At 68.4% G+C, this 15,668-nt stretch carries 10 protein-coding genes and 1 pseudogene; 6 read left to right on the top strand and 5 right to left on the bottom strand.

The window, feature by feature from the left end:
- Positions 1 to 31: 31 nt before the first annotated feature.
- The 3 genes from AC5P9I_RS19045 to AC5P9I_RS19035 all read left to right on the top strand — a co-directional run bounded on the left by AC5P9I_RS19045 (position 32) and on the right by AC5P9I_RS19035 (position 4,780).
- Complete coding sequence (locus AC5P9I_RS19045; RefSeq protein WP_049464508.1) at positions 32 to 2,113, top strand: TonB-dependent receptor family protein; 2,082 nt, start codon at positions 32 to 34, stop codon at positions 2,111 to 2,113.
- 62 nt (positions 2,114 to 2,175) lie between these two features.
- Complete coding sequence (locus AC5P9I_RS19040) at positions 2,176 to 3,948, top strand: chloride channel protein (RefSeq protein ID WP_049464512.1); 1,773 nt, start codon at positions 2,176 to 2,178, stop codon at positions 3,946 to 3,948.
- A 115-nt stretch (positions 3,949 to 4,063) separates the two neighbouring features.
- On the top strand, positions 4,064 to 4,780 hold the full coding sequence (locus tag AC5P9I_RS19035) for an MgtC/SapB family protein (RefSeq protein ID WP_049464505.1): 717 nt from the start codon (positions 4,064 to 4,066) through the stop codon (positions 4,778 to 4,780).
- A 1-nt stretch (position 4,781) separates the two neighbouring features.
- On the opposite strand, the gene AC5P9I_RS19030 is transcribed toward AC5P9I_RS19035, so the two are convergent.
- Entirely contained in the window at positions 4,782 to 5,186 is a 405-nt protein-coding gene (locus AC5P9I_RS19030) for a MerR family transcriptional regulator (protein ID WP_049464503.1), read from the bottom strand.
- A 63-nt stretch (positions 5,187 to 5,249) separates the two neighbouring features.
- Between AC5P9I_RS19030 and AC5P9I_RS19025 the strand changes: the two genes are divergently transcribed.
- Positions 5,250 to 6,077: a class I SAM-dependent methyltransferase gene (locus AC5P9I_RS19025; protein ID WP_074725345.1), complete on the top strand. Its 828-nt coding sequence runs from the start codon at positions 5,250 to 5,252 to the stop codon at positions 6,075 to 6,077.
- Positions 6,078 to 6,163: 86 nt separating this feature from the next.
- Here the strand turns inward: AC5P9I_RS19025 and AC5P9I_RS19020 are convergent, their stop codons facing one another.
- From AC5P9I_RS19020 to AC5P9I_RS19005, 4 genes and pseudogenes are all read right to left on the bottom strand, one after another.
- On the bottom strand, positions 6,164 to 6,454 hold the full coding sequence (locus AC5P9I_RS19020; RefSeq protein WP_014037513.1) for a DUF6959 family protein: 291 nt from the start codon (positions 6,452 to 6,454) through the stop codon (positions 6,164 to 6,166).
- A gap of 121 nt (positions 6,455 to 6,575) precedes the next feature.
- The gene (locus AC5P9I_RS19015; protein WP_049464501.1) at positions 6,576 to 7,418 is read right to left on the bottom strand and encodes an OmpA family protein; all 843 of its coding nucleotides are present in this window, start codon (positions 7,416 to 7,418) and stop codon (positions 6,576 to 6,578) included.
- A gap of 61 nt (positions 7,419 to 7,479) precedes the next feature.
- Positions 7,480 to 13,584 (bottom strand): ESPR-type extended signal peptide-containing protein, encoded by a 6,105-nt coding sequence (locus tag AC5P9I_RS19010; RefSeq protein ID WP_235644238.1) that lies wholly within the window; start codon positions 13,582 to 13,584, stop codon positions 7,480 to 7,482.
- A gap of 235 nt (positions 13,585 to 13,819) precedes the next feature.
- Positions 13,820 to 14,726, bottom strand: a pseudogene (locus AC5P9I_RS19005) (AraC family transcriptional regulator).
- Between AC5P9I_RS19005 and AC5P9I_RS19000 the strand changes: the two are divergent.
- Both AC5P9I_RS19000 and AC5P9I_RS18995 read left to right on the top strand, forming a co-directional pair.
- Positions 14,610 to 14,960 carry a hypothetical protein gene (locus tag AC5P9I_RS19000; protein WP_235644242.1) on the top strand — a complete coding sequence of 117 codons (351 nt, stop codon included), beginning with the start codon at positions 14,610 to 14,612 and terminating at the stop codon, positions 14,958 to 14,960. The pseudogene AC5P9I_RS19005 and the gene AC5P9I_RS19000 sit on opposite strands and share 117 nt — an antisense overlap.
- Positions 14,961 to 15,479: 519 nt before the next feature.
- Complete coding sequence (locus AC5P9I_RS18995) at positions 15,480 to 15,668, top strand: Flp family type IVb pilin (protein WP_049467634.1); 189 nt, start codon at positions 15,480 to 15,482, stop codon at positions 15,666 to 15,668.

Below are 15,668 nucleotides of genomic sequence, written 5' to 3'. Positions count from 1 at the left end.
TCTCATTTACGACCTTCCGCAGCCCGAACCGATGCCCTTCCACGCCCTGCAACCGGCCCGCCTGCCGCTGGCCGCCGCCCTCGCCCTGTGCCTGTTCCCGGCTGCTGCCGCCTTCGCGCAGGACAGCGCCACCACGCTGGACAGCATCCAGGTTTCCGGCAGCTGGCTGGGCACCGGCCTGCACGACAGCGTCAAGCGCTTCGCTGGCGCACGCACGGTGGTCGACCGCCAGCGCATCGAGGCCAGCGGCGCGGCCAGCATCGGCGACGCCATGCGACGCATCCCCGGCGTGCAGGTCACCGACAACTCCGGCACGGCCGGCAGTTCGGTGTCGCTGAACATCGGCGTGCGCGGCCTGACCGGGCGCTACTCGCCGCGCTCGACCGTGCTGCTGGATGGCGTACCGCTGGCGGTGGCGCCCTATGGCCAACCACAGCTGTCGTTCGCACCGACCAGCCTGTCCAACATCGACTCGATCGACGTGGTGCGTGGCGGCGGCGCGGTGCGTTACGGCCCGCAGAACGTGGGCGGCATCATCAACTTCAGCACCCGCGCCATTCCGACCGACGCGGGCCTGCACGGCGAAGTCGGCGCGCGCTACACCGCCCATGACCATGGCGGCGGTGACAGCACCCAGTACAACATCTTCCTCGGCGGCACCGGTGACAACGGCCTGGGTGCGGCCCTGCTGTACTCCGGCCAGGATGGGCGTGGCTGGCGCCAGGGCAGCGATGACCGCTTCAACGACCTCGCACTGAAGTTCGCTTACGCGATCGACGAACAGCAGGAGCTGCGCGCCAAGCTCTCCTACTACGACGTGCGTTCACTGACCCCGGGCGGCCTGACCCGTGCGCAGTACGAGGCCGACCCGTTCCAGAACACCCGCCCCACCGATTTCTGGAAGGGCCACCGCACCGGCATCGACCTGGGCTACACCAACACGCTGTCGGCCAACAGCGAGTTCGAGGTGCTGGCCTATTACAACGAAAGCAGCCGCGCCAGCTCGTTGATCAACGCCGCCAACACCCAGCTGACCGTGCAGCCGCGTGACTACCGCGTGCTCGGCATCGAGCCGCGCTACACCCAGCGCCTGCACTGGGGTGCCAGCGTGCACGACATCACCGCCGGCTACCGCTTCCTGCGCGAACGTGGCAACGACCGCAGCTACACCGTCACCCGCCGCACCGGCGTGGCCAGTGCCACCACCCGTTTCGACAACGCCACCGATGCCCATGCGTTCTACATCGACGACCGCATCGCGATCGGCCCGTGGCGGATCACCCCGGGCGTGCGCATGGAATGGATCGACATGGACCGTCGCCAGGCCGGCGGCGGCGCCACCTTCAGCAGCCGCAACGACAAGGCCCTGCCCTCGCTCAGCATCGCCTACCTGCTGACCCCGCAGCTGACCTTGTTCGGCAACTACACCACCTCGTTCGGGCCGGTGCAGAACATCCAGCTCAACTCGCAGACCGCCCGCAATCCGCTGAACCCGGAAGTGGCAAAGACCGCCGAGCTGGGTGCGCGCTGGCAGGACGGCGCACTGCGCGCGGAGGTGACCGTGTTCAAGATGCGCTTCGACAACCAGATCCTGCAGGTGCCGGGCATCACCCCACCGACCTTCCAGAACATCGGCGCCACCGACCACAAGGGCGTGGAAAGCGCGCTGGAGTACCACTTCGCCGAGGACAGTGCGCTGGCCGGGCTGGAGCTGTACGCCAACTACACCTGGACCCAGGCGATCCAGCAGTCCGGTGACAACCGTGGCCTGGACGTGCCGTTCTACGCGCGCGACACCGACAGTGTCGGCGCCCGCTATGCGCTGGCCGGATGGACCTTCAATGTCTCCAGCACCCACCAGAGCGGCCAGTTCTCCGATGCGGCCAACACCTGGGACGAAAGCGCCGATGCGCGCGTGGGCCGCGTGCCGGGCGTGCGCCTGTGGAACGCGCAGGTGGCCTGGCAGGTACCGGGCCTGGGCGACAGCGAGATCGCACTGGGCGTGAACAACCTGGCCGACACGCGCTGGTACACCCGCAACGTCGATGGCAACGCCGGCCGCATGGTGGCCGCGCCGCGCACCTTCTACGTGCAGGGCCGCTACCGCTTCTGACGCGGTAACCGCCCGATGCAGTGACGGTGGCGATCACGGTGGCGGCGTATGATGCCGCCACCATGTCGCTGCCTGTTTCGCCATCGCGCCTGCACCTGGCCTTCCAGGGCCTGCGGCTGCGGCTGCGCGGCAGCGACCTGTGGTTCATCGCGCTGGCCCTGGTGGTCGGACTGATCGCCGGCTACCTGACCCTGCTGCAGTCCGGCATTGCGCGCTGGCTGCAGGGCACCCTGTACGGGCTGGACGACGGCATGCGCCTGAGCTCCCTGCCCGCGCTGACCTGGACCGCATTGCTGGTGCTGCCGCTGGGTGGCCTGCTGGTCGGGCTTGTCAGCCTGGCGGCGGCACGGCTCAAGCGCCCGCTGCTCGACGCGGTGGAAGCCAATGCCCTGCACGGCGGCCGCATGTCGATGCGCGACAACCTGATCGTGCTGACCCAGACCCTGCTCTCCAACGGCTGTGGCGCATCGGTCGGGCTGGAGGCGTCGTATACGCAGATGGGCGCCGGCAGCGGCTCGCAGCTGGGCCGGGTGATGCGCCTGCGCCGCAACGATGTGCGCATCCTGGTCGGCGCCGGGGCCGCCGGTGCGATCGCCGCCGCCTTCGGTGCCCCCCTGGCCGGTGCGTTCTACGCCTTCGAGATCGTCATCGGCGCCTACACCCCGGCCGCACTGGCGCCGGTGGCGGTTGCCGCACTGGCCGGTGCGTTCGTGGCCGACCAGGCGGGCATCGAGGCCTACCTGCTGCCAGCCGCTTCGACGATTGATGTCCGCGCCGCCGACTATGCCATCTACGGCCTGCTCGGCTGCTGTTGTGCGATGGTCGGCATCCTGGTGATGCGCTTGATCGCCTCGATCGAAGGCACGGTCAAGCGCAGCCCGCTGCCGCTGTGGGGACGGCCGGTGGTCGGCGGCCTGCTGCTGATCCCGCTGGCCCTGGCCAGCCCGCAGGTGCTGTCGTCCGGCCATGGCGCGCTGCACCTGGACTTGACCACGCAGCTGCCGCTGATCTGGATCGGCGGGCTGCTGGCCCTGAAATGCCTGGCCTCGGGCATCTCGCTGGGCTTCGGCTTCCGTGGCGGCCTGTTCTTCGCCTCGCTGTTCATGGGCACCCTGGTCGGCGCGCTGTTCGCCGGCCTGCTGGCGCTGGCCACCGGCGTGCCGGTGATCGACGCCACCTCCGCCGCGCTCGCCGGCATGGCCGCGCTGGCGGCGGCCGTGGTCGGTGCGCCGATGACCATGGCCATGCTGGTACTGGAAGGCACCCACGACTTCCTGCTGACCAGCGTGGTGATGAGCGCGGTGCTGGTGTCCAGCACGCTGGTCCGGCAGTGGTTCGGCTATTCGTTCTCGACCTGGCGCATGCACCTGCGCGGAGAGACCATCAAGAGCGCCCGCGACGTGGGGTGGGTGCAGAACCTCAGCGCCGGCCGGCTGATGCGCAAGGGCGTGGCCACCGCTCCGTCCGATCTCGACGCCGCCGCGTTCCGCCAGCGCTTCCCGCTGGGCTCAGGCAGCCGCGTGGTCCTGATCGACAGCGAGGGCCACTACGCTGGCATCGTGCAGATCCCGCGCGTCTACGGCGATGGCGTGAAGCCGGAAACCGCGATCGGCGAGCTGGCCGAGAACCGGGAGGTGTCGCTGTCGCCGGCCGCGGACGTCGTGAGCGTGATGCAGCGCTTCGACCAGACCCAGGCCGACGAACTGGCCGTGGTCGCCGCCGACGGCCAGGTACTGGGCGTCGTCTCCGAAGCTTTCGTGCGCAAGCGCTACGCCGAGGAGCTGGACAAGCGCCAACGCGAACTGATGGGCGAGCGCGTCGAGGACACCGACTGACCCGCAAAAAGGGGACGGAGGGGATTAAGTCGTTTCCGGCACCCTGGCGATCGACATCCCGGATATCCACGCATGGCGTGGAGCTACTGTCACTTCGACGCGATAGACTCCGGCCATGCGCTTCATCGAGACCTTCCAGGCGGGCCCCTTCGCCGACACCGTCGTCAGCCTGCTGGCTGCCTTCGTGCTGGGCACCCTGATCGGTGCCGAGCGCCAGTACCGGCAGCGCACGGCTGGCCTGCGCACCAATGTGCTGGTCGCGGTCGGCGCCGCCGCCTTCGTCGACCTCGGCATGCGCATCGCCGGCAGTGCCGAGGCGGTACGGGTGATCTCCTACGTGGTTTCCGGCGTTGGCTTCCTGGGTGCCGGCGTGATCATGAAGGAAGGCATGAACGTGCGCGGCCTGAACACGGCCGCCACCCTGTGGTGCTCGGCGGCCGTTGGCAGCTGCACCGGCGCGGACATGCTGGCCGAGGGCGTGCTGCTGACCGTGCTGATCATCGCCGGCAACACCCTGCTTCGGCCCTTGGTCAATGCGATCAACCGCATCCCGATCAACGAGGCGGCGACCGAGGCCACCTACGAGGTGCGCCTGAGCGTGGACGCCGAAGCGGTGCCGCGGGTGCGCGAGCGCCTGGTCGACGCGCTGGAGGCGGCGCAGTATCCGGTGGGCGACGTACAGCTGGTCGAGCATGCCGACGCGCCCACCGACGTGATCGCAGTGCTGGTCAGTACGGCGGTCAGCGCCGACGAGCTGGACCTCGTCCTGGCGCGGATGGAGCACGTGCCGGGCGTGCTGCATGCCACCTGGGAAGTCAGTACCCGCGATTGATTCAACCGCCCATCCGCTGCTGCGCGCGCAACAGTTTCCGGAACGAACCGCACTTGCGGGCATCCTCCGCCTGCGGGCAGGCCGCCGCGCGCTGCAGGTGCCTGCGCACCCGCTGCAACCGGGTGATCTGCCGCTGCAGCACCTCGGCCTGTGCCAGCAGTGCCTCGCGGTCGAGTGAGATGCATCCCTGCGGCGACGGCAGTGATGCACCGATCTGCTGCAACGACAGCCCGGCCGCCTGGCCCAGGCCGATCAGCGCCAGCCGTTCCAGCACCTGCGCGTCGTACTGCCGGCGCAGGCCGCGGCGGCCCAGTACCTGCAACAGCCCCAGCTGTTCGTAGTAGCGCAGGGTCGAGGCCGGCACGCCGCTGCGCTTGACCACCTCGCCGATATCCAGTTCACGCATGGGCTTGACCTCAAGTCACCTTCAAGCGCCAACCTAGGGCCAATTTCCCGGCGAGGCAAGGCCATGGCCAGTACATCCCCTGTTGATCAGAACACCCTGTGGAACGGTCCCGGCGGCCAGATATGGGTCGAACAGCAGGCCATCCTCGATGGCCTGTTCCAGCCGATGGCCGACCTGCTGGCCGCCGAACTGCCGCAGGCCGTCACGCAACTGCTGGACATCGGCTGCGGCACCGGCGCCAGCCTGCTGGCCGCAGCGGCAGCGCGCCCGGCGGCGCACTGCACGGGGCTGGACATTTCCGCGCCGATGCTGGCGCTGGCCCGCCAACGCGCCGAGGCCGCCGGACGGGCGGCTGACTTCATCCTTGCCGATGCACAGCGGCATCCGCTGCCTTCCGCGCACTTCGACTGGATCCAGTCGCGGCTGGGGGTGATGTTCTTCGACAATACCGAGGCAGCCTTCGCCAACCTGCGCCGCGCGGCACGACCCCGCGCCGGCCTGCACTTCATTGCCTGGCGCAGTGCCGAGGAGAACCCGTTCATGACCACCGCCGAGCGCGCCATCGGCGATGCGCTGGATCTGCCGCCCCGCGTGCCCGGCGCGCCGGGACAGTTCGCCTTCGCCGATGGCGAACGCGTGCAGCGCCTGCTGCAGGCGGCCGGCTGGAACGATGTGGAGGTGACTGCCGTGGACCTGCCCTGCGCGCTCGCCCGCGACGACCTGCCCACCTATGTCGGCCAACTGGGCCCATTGGGCATGGCATTGCGGACGTTGCCGGACGAACGCGCCCATCCACTGCTGTCCAGGGCGCTGGCGGCATTCGCACCGTTCATCGAGGGCGACCGCGTGCGCGTGGACGCCGCATGCTGGCAGGTACGCGCCCGCGCCTGATACAGGAAAAGGGGACGGAGGGGATTAAGTCGTTTCCGGCACAGCTGGGGCAAGAACGACTTAATCCCCTCCGTCCCCTTTTTCTTCTAGAGCGCCTCGCCGGCGTCGGCCAGGCGCGATTCGATCAGCGCGTACCACTGCTGCAGCACGTCGATCAGCATGTCCAGCTCGGCATCGGTGCGCTGGGCCCGGCCGCTGCGCAGGCACGCCTGCGCTTCCTGCAGCTGGGCCAGGAAACCGGCCACCGTATCGGCCTGCAGGATCAGGCCTGGCAGTCGCCGCCCGGGGATGCGCACCACGGCGTGGTTGCCGAGCTGCCCGTACACGCTGAGAGTGGCTTCCGTCTTCATGGAGAGGGGCAGGAATTGGGCATTCATCACGTGCACCGTTTGCAGACCTGAGCCGCCGGCAGGCGTGGACGACGGGGGAGACGTTGCCACGCCTGCCGGCAGTCAGGGGGGACTCGGGATGCCGGGGCATTGCCCCGGCGCAGGAAATTCAACGCGGCTGCGCCATGCCGGCGATCTGCACGCGCCGGTTCGGTGCCAGGCACGCAATCAGCTCACGCCGGTTGCGCTGCGCGCACTGCACGATCGGCTCGGCGGCACCACGTCCTTCGGCACTGATGCTGGTGTCCGGCACGCCCCCCTGCACCAGCGCGGCGCGCACCGCCTCGGCACGCCGCTGCGACAGCGCCTGGTTGTAGCTGGCGCTGCCGATGCGGTCGGTGTAGCCGGTCACCCGGATCGACTGCACCTGTGCGGCCTCGCGTACCTGCGCCAGGATGCCCTGCACCGCGCGCTGCCCTTCGGCACTGAGCACTGCGCTGTCGAAGCCGAACAGCGCGTCGGCCGACAGCCGCAGCGGTTGTTCCGGCAGCGGCGCCGGCGCCAGTGCCGGTGGTGCCGGTGGCCGCGGCGGCTCGAGTACGGCCGCGCATGATTCCGGCTTCCAGTAGCCCGCCTGCGCAGTGCCCTTGCTGTCGAAGCGGACCTGGAACTGGCAGGTGAAGTACTCCGCGCCCTGTGCGGTGCGGAAATTGAACAGGTAATTCCACTCGCGTACGCCCCACATGCCTTCGTTGAAATGCGGCGTACCCAGCAGTGTGTACAGCTGCCGCTTGCTCATGCCCGGTGCGAACCGGCGCAGGTCGGCAACGTCGGGATAGATGCCTTCCTTCAGCGAGGCCTTCGAGACCTCCGGGAAGTGCACGGTGGTGGCGTCGGCCGGACCCTCGGCGGCCGGCGCATGGCTGCGGCACGCGGCAAGCAGGCCCATTCCCAGGGCCAGGCCCAGCGTTGCGGCGAACCGGCCGGCGCGGGCGATACGATGCGGTTTCATGTCATTCCCCCTGTAGACGTTTCCGCGATGCCGGGCCGCGCGTGCGGCCCGGCCGCGGGGATCACCACTGGATGCCGGCACCGACGGCCACGCCGGCCTCGCCTCGGCTGTTGGTCGAACCGCTGAACTTGTAGATCCAGCGACCGCCTTCGGAGACACCGGAGATGCCCACCGCCACGCCCGATTCGCCGTTGTAGCTGCCGGCCGCGATCGAGGCCATGCTGCGGCCCGCTTCACTGGGCTGCGGCAGGGCGGCGGTGGCCATCGCCGAAGCGATACCGGCCGAGGCGCGGTTGTCGGTCTTGCGCAGGTCGCGCTCGAAGCCGCCCATGCGCTCATCGGTATAGGCCTTGGACCAGTCCAGGGTCTGCGCCATGCCCGACTTCAGCTGGTCCACGTTGACCGCGTCGGTACCGGCGGTACCGGCAGCGACGTTGCGTACCGTGGTCGGCCCGCTGCTGGTGCTGCCAAGGGTGACGCTGTTGTAGTTGGTGGCCCCATTGACCGTGGTGTCGTAGCGGATCGTGCCCTGCTGCGAGGCCTGCAGCTGGCGCACGTTGACCGCGTCGGTGGCCTGCGAACCGTCGGCCACGTTGACCACCTGGCGTTCGGCACCGCTGGCACCCACCGAGACCGTGTTGGCACGGTTGGCCACCGAGCCCGCACCCAGCGCCACCGAGTTGTCGGCCTGCGCCTGTGAACCATTGCCCAGCGCGGTCGCGTTGGCCCCGGCCGCGCTGGAGCCTGCACCACCGGCGGCCGAGTTGGCACCGCTGGCGGATGGGTCGGCCAGGTTGTTGGTGTTGTTGGCACGGAAGCTGCCGGCGACGTTGGTGATGTTCTGGATCTTCTGGTCGGTGTAGGCCTTGGACTGGTCGATGGCGTAGTTCACGCCGTTCTTCAGCTGGCCGACGTTGGTCGCATCATGGTCATCGGAGCCGTCGGCGACATGCGTGATCTTGCGTTCGCTGCCACTGCTGCCGATCGACACCTCGCCAGCGGAACTGCTGGCGCCGGCCTGCCCGTAAGCCCCGGTATAGCCACTCTGCGCACCGACGCTGGCCACCGAACCTGCACCCAGCGCCACGCTGTTGCCGGCGCTGCTGCTGGCCCCGTTGCCGACCGCCACGCTGTTGGCGCCGGCTGCACTGGCCTGCGGGCCCACGGCCACCGCTTCGGCACCGGCCGCGCTTGCCGCCGCCGCGGTCGAGTTCACCGCCAGGTAGGCACTGCCACCGCCGCCGTTGCTGATGCGCTGGTTGAGGATCCTCAGCGAACCGTCCACGGCAGTGAAGGCCGCGGTGACGTTGTTGTAATCGCCACTGGTGAAGGTGCCATCGGTGGCGATGCTGGAGATGCTGAACGTCGGCGCGGTCCACACATTGGTGCTGCCGTTGTAGGCGGTGCTGCCACCAAAGTAGTTGGCGAGGGTGCTGTTCGTGTTGAACAGCTGGTCGCCGGTGATGGCATCAGTGCTGCCGGCCAGGATGCTGCCGGCGGCCACGTTGGTGATCTTCACCGCGCCGCTGCCGGTACCCGTCAGCGTCACGCTGTTGAGCACGTTGCCAGCGCCATCGACGTCGTACTTCACGGCCAGCTTGTCGATCTCGCCGGTCTGGTCGGCAACGTTGGCCAGCGAGTTGCTGACCGCATCGAAGGCGGTGCCGACATCGTTGTAGCTGCCCCGGGTGATGGTGCCGTTGGCGGCCACGTTGTTGATCGAGTAGGTCGGTGCGGTCAGCACGCCGTTGGCATCGACTGTGGCGCCACCCCCCAGGTGGGTGGCCACCGCCTGGTTGGCGGCGAACAGCTGGGCCCCGTTGATGGCCTCACTGCTGGTGGCGCTGACCTGGCCCGGGCCGAGGTTGCGCAGCGTGGTGGCGGTGCCGGTCTGGCCCAGCGTGGCGCTGGCATAGTTGACGCTGCCATCGGCGTTGAGGTCGTAGCGCAGCGCGCCCTGCTCCGATGCCTGCAACTGTCCTACGTTGACCGCATCGGTGGCCGCGGTACCGGCCGCCACGTTGACGACCTGACGCTCTGCGCCAGCAGCACCGATGGAAACCGTGTTGGCACGATCTGCAAGGCTTCCCGCACCCACCGCGATGCTGTTGGCCGCCGTCGCCCGCGCATTGGTGCCGACCGCAATCGAATCGGCGCCGCTGGCCACAGCCTCGGTACCGGTCGAGTTCACCCGCAGGTACTTGGTACCGCCGTTGCGGATATCGGTGATCTGCGTGTTGAGGTTGACCAGTGAACCATCCACCGCCGCGAAGGCATCGGTGGCGTTGGTGTACAGGCCCTGGGCGATGGCGCCGGTGGTGGAGATCGTGCTGATCTCGAACAGCGGCGCGGTGAAGATGCCACTGGCCGGGTCAAAGGCTGCACGACCACCGAAGAAGCTGGCGATGGCGCTGTTGGTTGCCGCCAGCTGGCCACCGTTGACGGCCTCGAGGCTGCCCGCGGTGACCGCACCGGCGGCGAGGTTGCCGATGGTGGTGGTGCCCGTGCCTGCACCGAGGGTGACCCGGCGATAGTTCGGATTGCCGCCGGCGTCCAGATCGTAGGTCACTGCCGCATCCGCCACGCCATTGATCAGGCTGATGGCCCCCTTCAACTGCGCGACGTTGACCGCGTCGGTGTTGCCGCTGCCCGCAGCCACGTTGGTGATCTGGCGCTCGCCCCCGCCGGCGGTGCCCACCGACACTTCACCGGCCGACACCTGCGGCGCCGTGAGGCCGTAGGCACTGTAGCTGGCCTGCGCACCACGCAGTGCGGCCGAGCGGTAGCCCAGCGCGACCGAATTGGCCTGGTTGGAGGTGGACTCGGCACCCAGCAGGGTCTGCCCGTTGGCGGTGCCGACGGCACTGTCGCCGACGATCACCGAATGGCCCATGCGCGCGGCATAGTCGGCCGTCGGCACGCCCGTCGGGTTGCTGGGATCGTTCACGCCATCACCGGGGAAGGCGACGTTGGCATCGACCTTCGGCAGCTCATGCCGTGCGTTGGCACCGATCACCACTTCCTTGGAGCCGTTGGCGAAGGCGCCGTCACCCATCAGCACCTGGTAGTCCTGCGCGGCGTTGACGGCCCAGCAGGAGATGTCGGCCAGCGCGATGTCCAGGCACTTGGCCGCCCACGCCGGCGAATCGGTCGGCAGAAGGAGGCCGAGCAGGCCACCGGGATTGCCGTTGTTGATGTTGTAGATGTAGCTGTCGGAGGTCACGCCACCGATCAGGGTCAGGTGCGAGCTGCCGCCCGTGGCCGCGCCGCCCAGGCCATTGAGGGTGCTGCCGACCGGCGACAGGTTGACCACCGGCAGACCCAGCACGTTGACCGCCGAATAGGTCTGCATGACGTTGGCGTTGCTCAGCTTGAGATTGCCGTTGCTGACGTAGCCATCGCCGCCGAACAGGCTGGTGGTGGTCGGCCCGATCAGCTGGCCGACATTGCCGACCAGGCCGCCGGTGCCGATGATCAGGCCGGCATTCGGGTCAGCCGGCGCCGGCGCCTTCGGACTGGTCGGCGGGATCGCCGACGGCTGGGTCAGGCCGAGACTGCCGAGCGTGCCACCCACCAGGCCACCCACGGCGCTGCCGAGGTTGCCGACGGTGCCATTGAGATTGCCGTTGAGCAGGTTGCCCACCGCGCTGCCGACGTTGCCCAGCGTGCTACCCAGCACGCCGCCCAGGCCAGTGCCGGGGCTGCCCGTGGTGCCGTTGAGAATGCCGCCGACTGCACCACCGACGGTGCCGACCGTGTTGTTGAGCGTGCCGCCCACTGCACTGCCGACCGTCCCGACGGTGCCGTTGAGTGCGCCACCTACTGCGCTGCCGACCGTGCCGACGGTGCCGTTGAGTGCGCCACCTACAGTGCTCCCGACAGAGCCAACCGTGCCGTTGAGGGCACCGCCCACTACGCCACCGACCGCACCGACCGTGTTGTTGAGCGTGCCACCCACTGCGCTTCCTACCGTGCCAACCGTGCCATTGAGGGCACCGCCCACTGCGCCACCGACCGCGCCGACCGTGTTGTTGAGCGTGCCGCCCACTGCACTGCCAACCGTGCCGACGGTGCCGTTCAGTGCGCCACCCACGGTGCTTCCTACTGAGCCAACCGTGCCATTGAGGGCACCGCCCACTGCACTGCCGACCGTGCCGACGGTGCCATTCAGTGCGCCACCCACAGTGCTCCCGACAGAGCCAACGGTGCCATTGAGGGCACCGCCCACTGCACCACCGACCGCACCGATCGTGTTGTTGAGCGTGCCGCCCACTGCACTGCCGATCGTGCCGGCGGTGCTGTTGAGTGCGCCACCCACTACGCTTCCTACCGTGCCAACCGTGCCATTGAGGGCACCGCCCACTGCGCCACCGACAGCACCGACCGTGTTGTTGAGCGTGCCACCCACGGCACTGCCGACCGTGCCGACGGTGCCATTCAGTGCGCCACCCACTGCGCCTCCTACCGAGCCAACCGTGCCGTTGAGGGCACCGCCCACTGCGCCGCCAACCGCACCGACCGTGTTGTTGAGCGTGCCACCCACTGCACTGCCGACCGTGCCGACGGTGCCGTTGAGTGCGCCACCTACAGTGCTCCCGACGGAGCCAACCGTGCCGTTGAGGGCACCGCCCACTACGCCACCGACCGCACCGACCGTATTGTTGAGCGTGCCGCCCACCGCGCCGCCGACAGAGCCGACGGTGCCGTTCAGTGCGCCACCCACTGCGCTTCCTACCGTGCCAACCGTGCCATTGAGGGCACCGCCCACTGCGCCACCGACAGCACCGACCGTGTTGTTGAGCGTGCCGCCCACTGCACTGCCGACCGTGCCGACGGTGCCATTCAGTGCGCCACCCACGGTGCTCCCGACAGAGCCTACGGTGCCGTTCAGTGCGCCACCCACTGCACTGCCGACCGTGCCGACGGTGCCGTTGAGTGCGCCACCCACTGCGCCACCGACAGCACCGACCGTGTTGTTGAGCGTGCCGCCCACTGCACTGCCGACCGTGCCGACGGTGCCATTCAGTGCGCCACCCACAGTGCTCCCGACAGAGCCAACCGTGCCGTTGAGGGCACCGCCCACTACGCCACCGACCGCACCGACTGTGTTGTTGAGCGCGCCACCCACCGTGCTCCCGACCGCAGCGGCAGCGCCCTGCAGCGTGCCGCCCACGGCGCCCACGGCGCCGCCCACCAGATTGCCAACCCCGAGCGCACTGTGCTGCGCGGCGACGGCCGTCTGCCCAGCCAGCTTCAGGTTGCGGTCGGCAACGACTTCCTGGCCGTCCGGCGCCTGCACGCGCACCTTGCCGGCGGCGCCGGTGTCGAACGCGGCGCTGATGGCACGATCGTGGGTTTCACCCGGCAACTCTTCCTTGGCCGGCAAGCGGACGGCCGCCGTCGCTCTGGCCTGGCCTTGCCCGTCGATGTGATGGCCGGCTACCGCCAGGCGCGCGTCGGTCCGGCTGTCGAGTGTGGTGTCCAGCCCGGGCAGCGACCCAGCGGTTGCGCCCTGCGGGCCGGCCGAGGCGTGCGTACCCGCATCAAGCGAAGCGATCTGACGACCGGCGACGCCGACCTTGGCCTTGGCGCGCGCCCCAGCAGCGACAACAACCCCGGTTGACTGCGCGCCCGGCGCAACGTGCGCGGCCAGCGACGCATCCACCTGTGCCGCGTTGGCCGCGGCGTTGCCCAGGCCCACATTGGCGCGGACATCGGCCGCCAGCGCCGGCACGGCAATCTGCTTCGGCGCGGTGTTCGCTGCCAGCTTCACCTGCACCGTGGCCGGCAGCACGTCGCGCACCAGCGGCAGCGACGTGGTGTTCAACTGCAGGCCCACGCGGGCGTCCGCGCTGAGTGCCGGGCTGCTCTGCGCCTGTCGCGCGGCAGCGGCCAGGGCGACTTCCGCGTCGACCTTGACCGGCATCGGCTGCGCATACTTGGCAGCCAGCGCCTGCAGGTCACGCAGCGATTGATTGGTCTCCGATGCCCCTGCGTGGCCGCTGGCCAGCACGCACAACAGTGCCAGAGCCAGCGCGGTGGGCATCAGCAGGGATGTGCGCGGATCACGTGCGGCACTGCCACCGCTGTCGCCGGTGGCCAGTTCCGAGGCCACCACCAGAGCATTGAGCTGGCGGTTCCATACACGCCGGTAGATGCGGTTCATGAGCATTTCCCCCGTAGACGAACAACTGGAATGTCAGTGGACTTGCCGCGAGGCAGGTGACTGACATTTCAGCGGTTGCAACGGATCTGGCGCACTTCAATCCGGCACGGCAATCGCGCATTCCGGCAAATCCACGGCCGGAATCGGCAGCCGGTTATGCAGAAGCGGCAACACGATCGGCAAGCGGATGCGCAATTCCGGCACGAATGCCAGGTAAACGCTTGCTGGGCTTGGCTCAGGCCGGCTGGCCGATCTGCGCGGGGGCGCGCATCAGGGTGTCGCGCGGCAGCTCGCCGAATACCTTGCGGTAATTGTCAGCGAAGCGCGACAGGTCCCACAGGCCGCAGCTGAGCGCGATGGCCTTCACCGAGCGACGGCTGGAATCGGCCATCGACAGGCTGCGGCACGCCGCGCACAGGCGCAGCATGGAGAGATAACGATTGGGCGAAGTGCCGAACAGGTCCTCGAACGCGTAGCGCAGGCCGCGTTCGCTGACACCGGCGGCATCGCATATTTCATTCATGTAGATGTTGCGGCGCAGGTTGAGCCGCATGAAGTTTTCTGCCCGCTGCGCGATCAGATAATGCGTGCGCCGCGCGCGGCTGCACCCGGGGCGATCCGCCGCACCTGCGCCGAGCAGGGCCTGCACATGCTCGTGCAGAAGATGCTCGGTTTCTTCCGGCTGCAGGCCGGCGCCCTGCCCCAGCTGCAGGTGCAGCTGCTGGTAATGGCGCGCCAGCGGCGTGGCCGCTGCCCAGGGTGAACAGTGACAGGGCCTGGCCGGCCGGTGGCGTGCTGCGCAGGCTCAGCTCGGTCAGCTTGCGCTGCACCCGCGCCACCGGCACCAGCATCAGGGTCATGTGCGTGCCCGGGCTCAGGGTGAACTCACTGATGCCCTCCGGCATGATCGTCAACGCCATGCCCGCCGTCAGCGGTACGCCGTGGCACCAGCTCTGCGTTTCATCCGTGGCGTGCAGGTAACCGAGCATCGCCCAGTCCGGTGGCAGCATGAAGCGGCCACGGCAATGGAAACCGCAGCTGATGCTGCAGAACAGGGCTTCCTCGTGCACGCGCGAAGCAAACGCCGCACGTGGCCCGTTGCCATCCAGCAGCAGCAGTTCGACATCACAGACACGAAGCACCCCGCCCAGCGTCGCCAGGTCTATCGACCGCAGGCCGCTGTCGTCGCTGTCTCCTACCCCACCATCGACCATGACAGTGTTGTCCCCCCGTTGATCCGCCATCCGCTGCGGCCCCCACTGCCTGACAGGGCGCACAACGATCCAGAATCCATTTCCGTTGCCACGCCAGCCGCGCCGGCGTCGATGCGATCGTACAAATCAATGCAAGAGCTTGAATGCGAGTATGCCCGATAATCCGCAGCGGTAAAGCCATGGACCGGCATGAAGAAAGTAGATACACAGGTGAAGAAAATGTCGGAGCCGCTGGCATGGTTTTCGCATGCGGAATCACATTATCTACACGACGATGAATCGTTTTGCCTGGGAATGGATTTGCGTCACAGAAACAATCTGAAAGTTTCAGGGCAGCGGGGTTTCTGCCGAATTTGCATATAGGTTCCTGTTGCAGCCAACTTCCATTCAGGCAAAGTCGATACCACGGTGATCCGGCCATCTGATCCGGCCGCACCCAGGGGACAGCATGACCAAGCACGCATCATCGGATGCCTCGACCAACGGCCCTGCGCCGTGCGGTCGCGACCGCGCGGCCCGTGTCCCGCCGGGAAACGATCACCCTGCTTGAGCACGGCGGGCCCGTCCCGCCGTGCCTCCCCCGCCAGGACGTGCGGGGGCCACGGACGATCCCGGCGGAGCCGGGCCACCGCCCAACGCAGGTGTACTGCATCCGCAGACAGGTAGAGGGAGACATTGGTCATGAACGCATCGGTCCGCAAATTCCTGAAGGAAGAAGACGGTGTCACCGCGCTCGAGTACGGGCTGCTGGCTGCCGTCATCGCTGGCGTCCTGATCGCGGTCGGCAACGACCAGATCAAGGGGTTCTTCGAAACGCTGTTCAAGAACCTCTCCGCACTGGCCACCAAGGCGTCCGGCTCGACGACCTAA

The organism is Stenotrophomonas sp. YJH_SMC_29, assembly GCF_059371235.1.
Note: the sequence above shows the minus strand (reverse complement) of the source record. Positions and strands in the feature narration are given on the sequence as shown.

Coding starts and splice junctions, on each gene's coding strand:
- AC5P9I_RS19025 (WP_074725345.1), top strand. CDS start 5,250: ATGGCCAGTACATCCCCTGTTGATCAGAACACCCTGTGGAACGGTCCC.
- AC5P9I_RS19020 (WP_014037513.1), bottom strand. CDS start 6,454: ATGAATGCCCAATTCCTGCCCCTCTCCATGAAGACGGAAGCCACTCTC.
- AC5P9I_RS19045 (WP_049464508.1), top strand. CDS start 32: ATGCCCTTCCACGCCCTGCAACCGGCCCGCCTGCCGCTGGCCGCCGCC.
- AC5P9I_RS19040 (WP_049464512.1), top strand. CDS start 2,176: ATGTCGCTGCCTGTTTCGCCATCGCGCCTGCACCTGGCCTTCCAGGGC.
- AC5P9I_RS19000 (WP_235644242.1), top strand. CDS start 14,610: ATGGAAACCGCAGCTGATGCTGCAGAACAGGGCTTCCTCGTGCACGCG.
- AC5P9I_RS18995 (WP_049467634.1), top strand. CDS start 15,480: ATGAACGCATCGGTCCGCAAATTCCTGAAGGAAGAAGACGGTGTCACC.
- AC5P9I_RS19030 (WP_049464503.1), bottom strand. CDS start 5,186: ATGCGTGAACTGGATATCGGCGAGGTGGTCAAGCGCAGCGGCGTGCCG.
- AC5P9I_RS19035 (WP_049464505.1), top strand. CDS start 4,064: ATGCGCTTCATCGAGACCTTCCAGGCGGGCCCCTTCGCCGACACCGTC.
- AC5P9I_RS19010 (WP_235644238.1), bottom strand. CDS start 13,584: ATGAACCGCATCTACCGGCGTGTATGGAACCGCCAGCTCAATGCTCTG.
- AC5P9I_RS19015 (WP_049464501.1), bottom strand. CDS start 7,418: ATGAAACCGCATCGTATCGCCCGCGCCGGCCGGTTCGCCGCAACGCTG.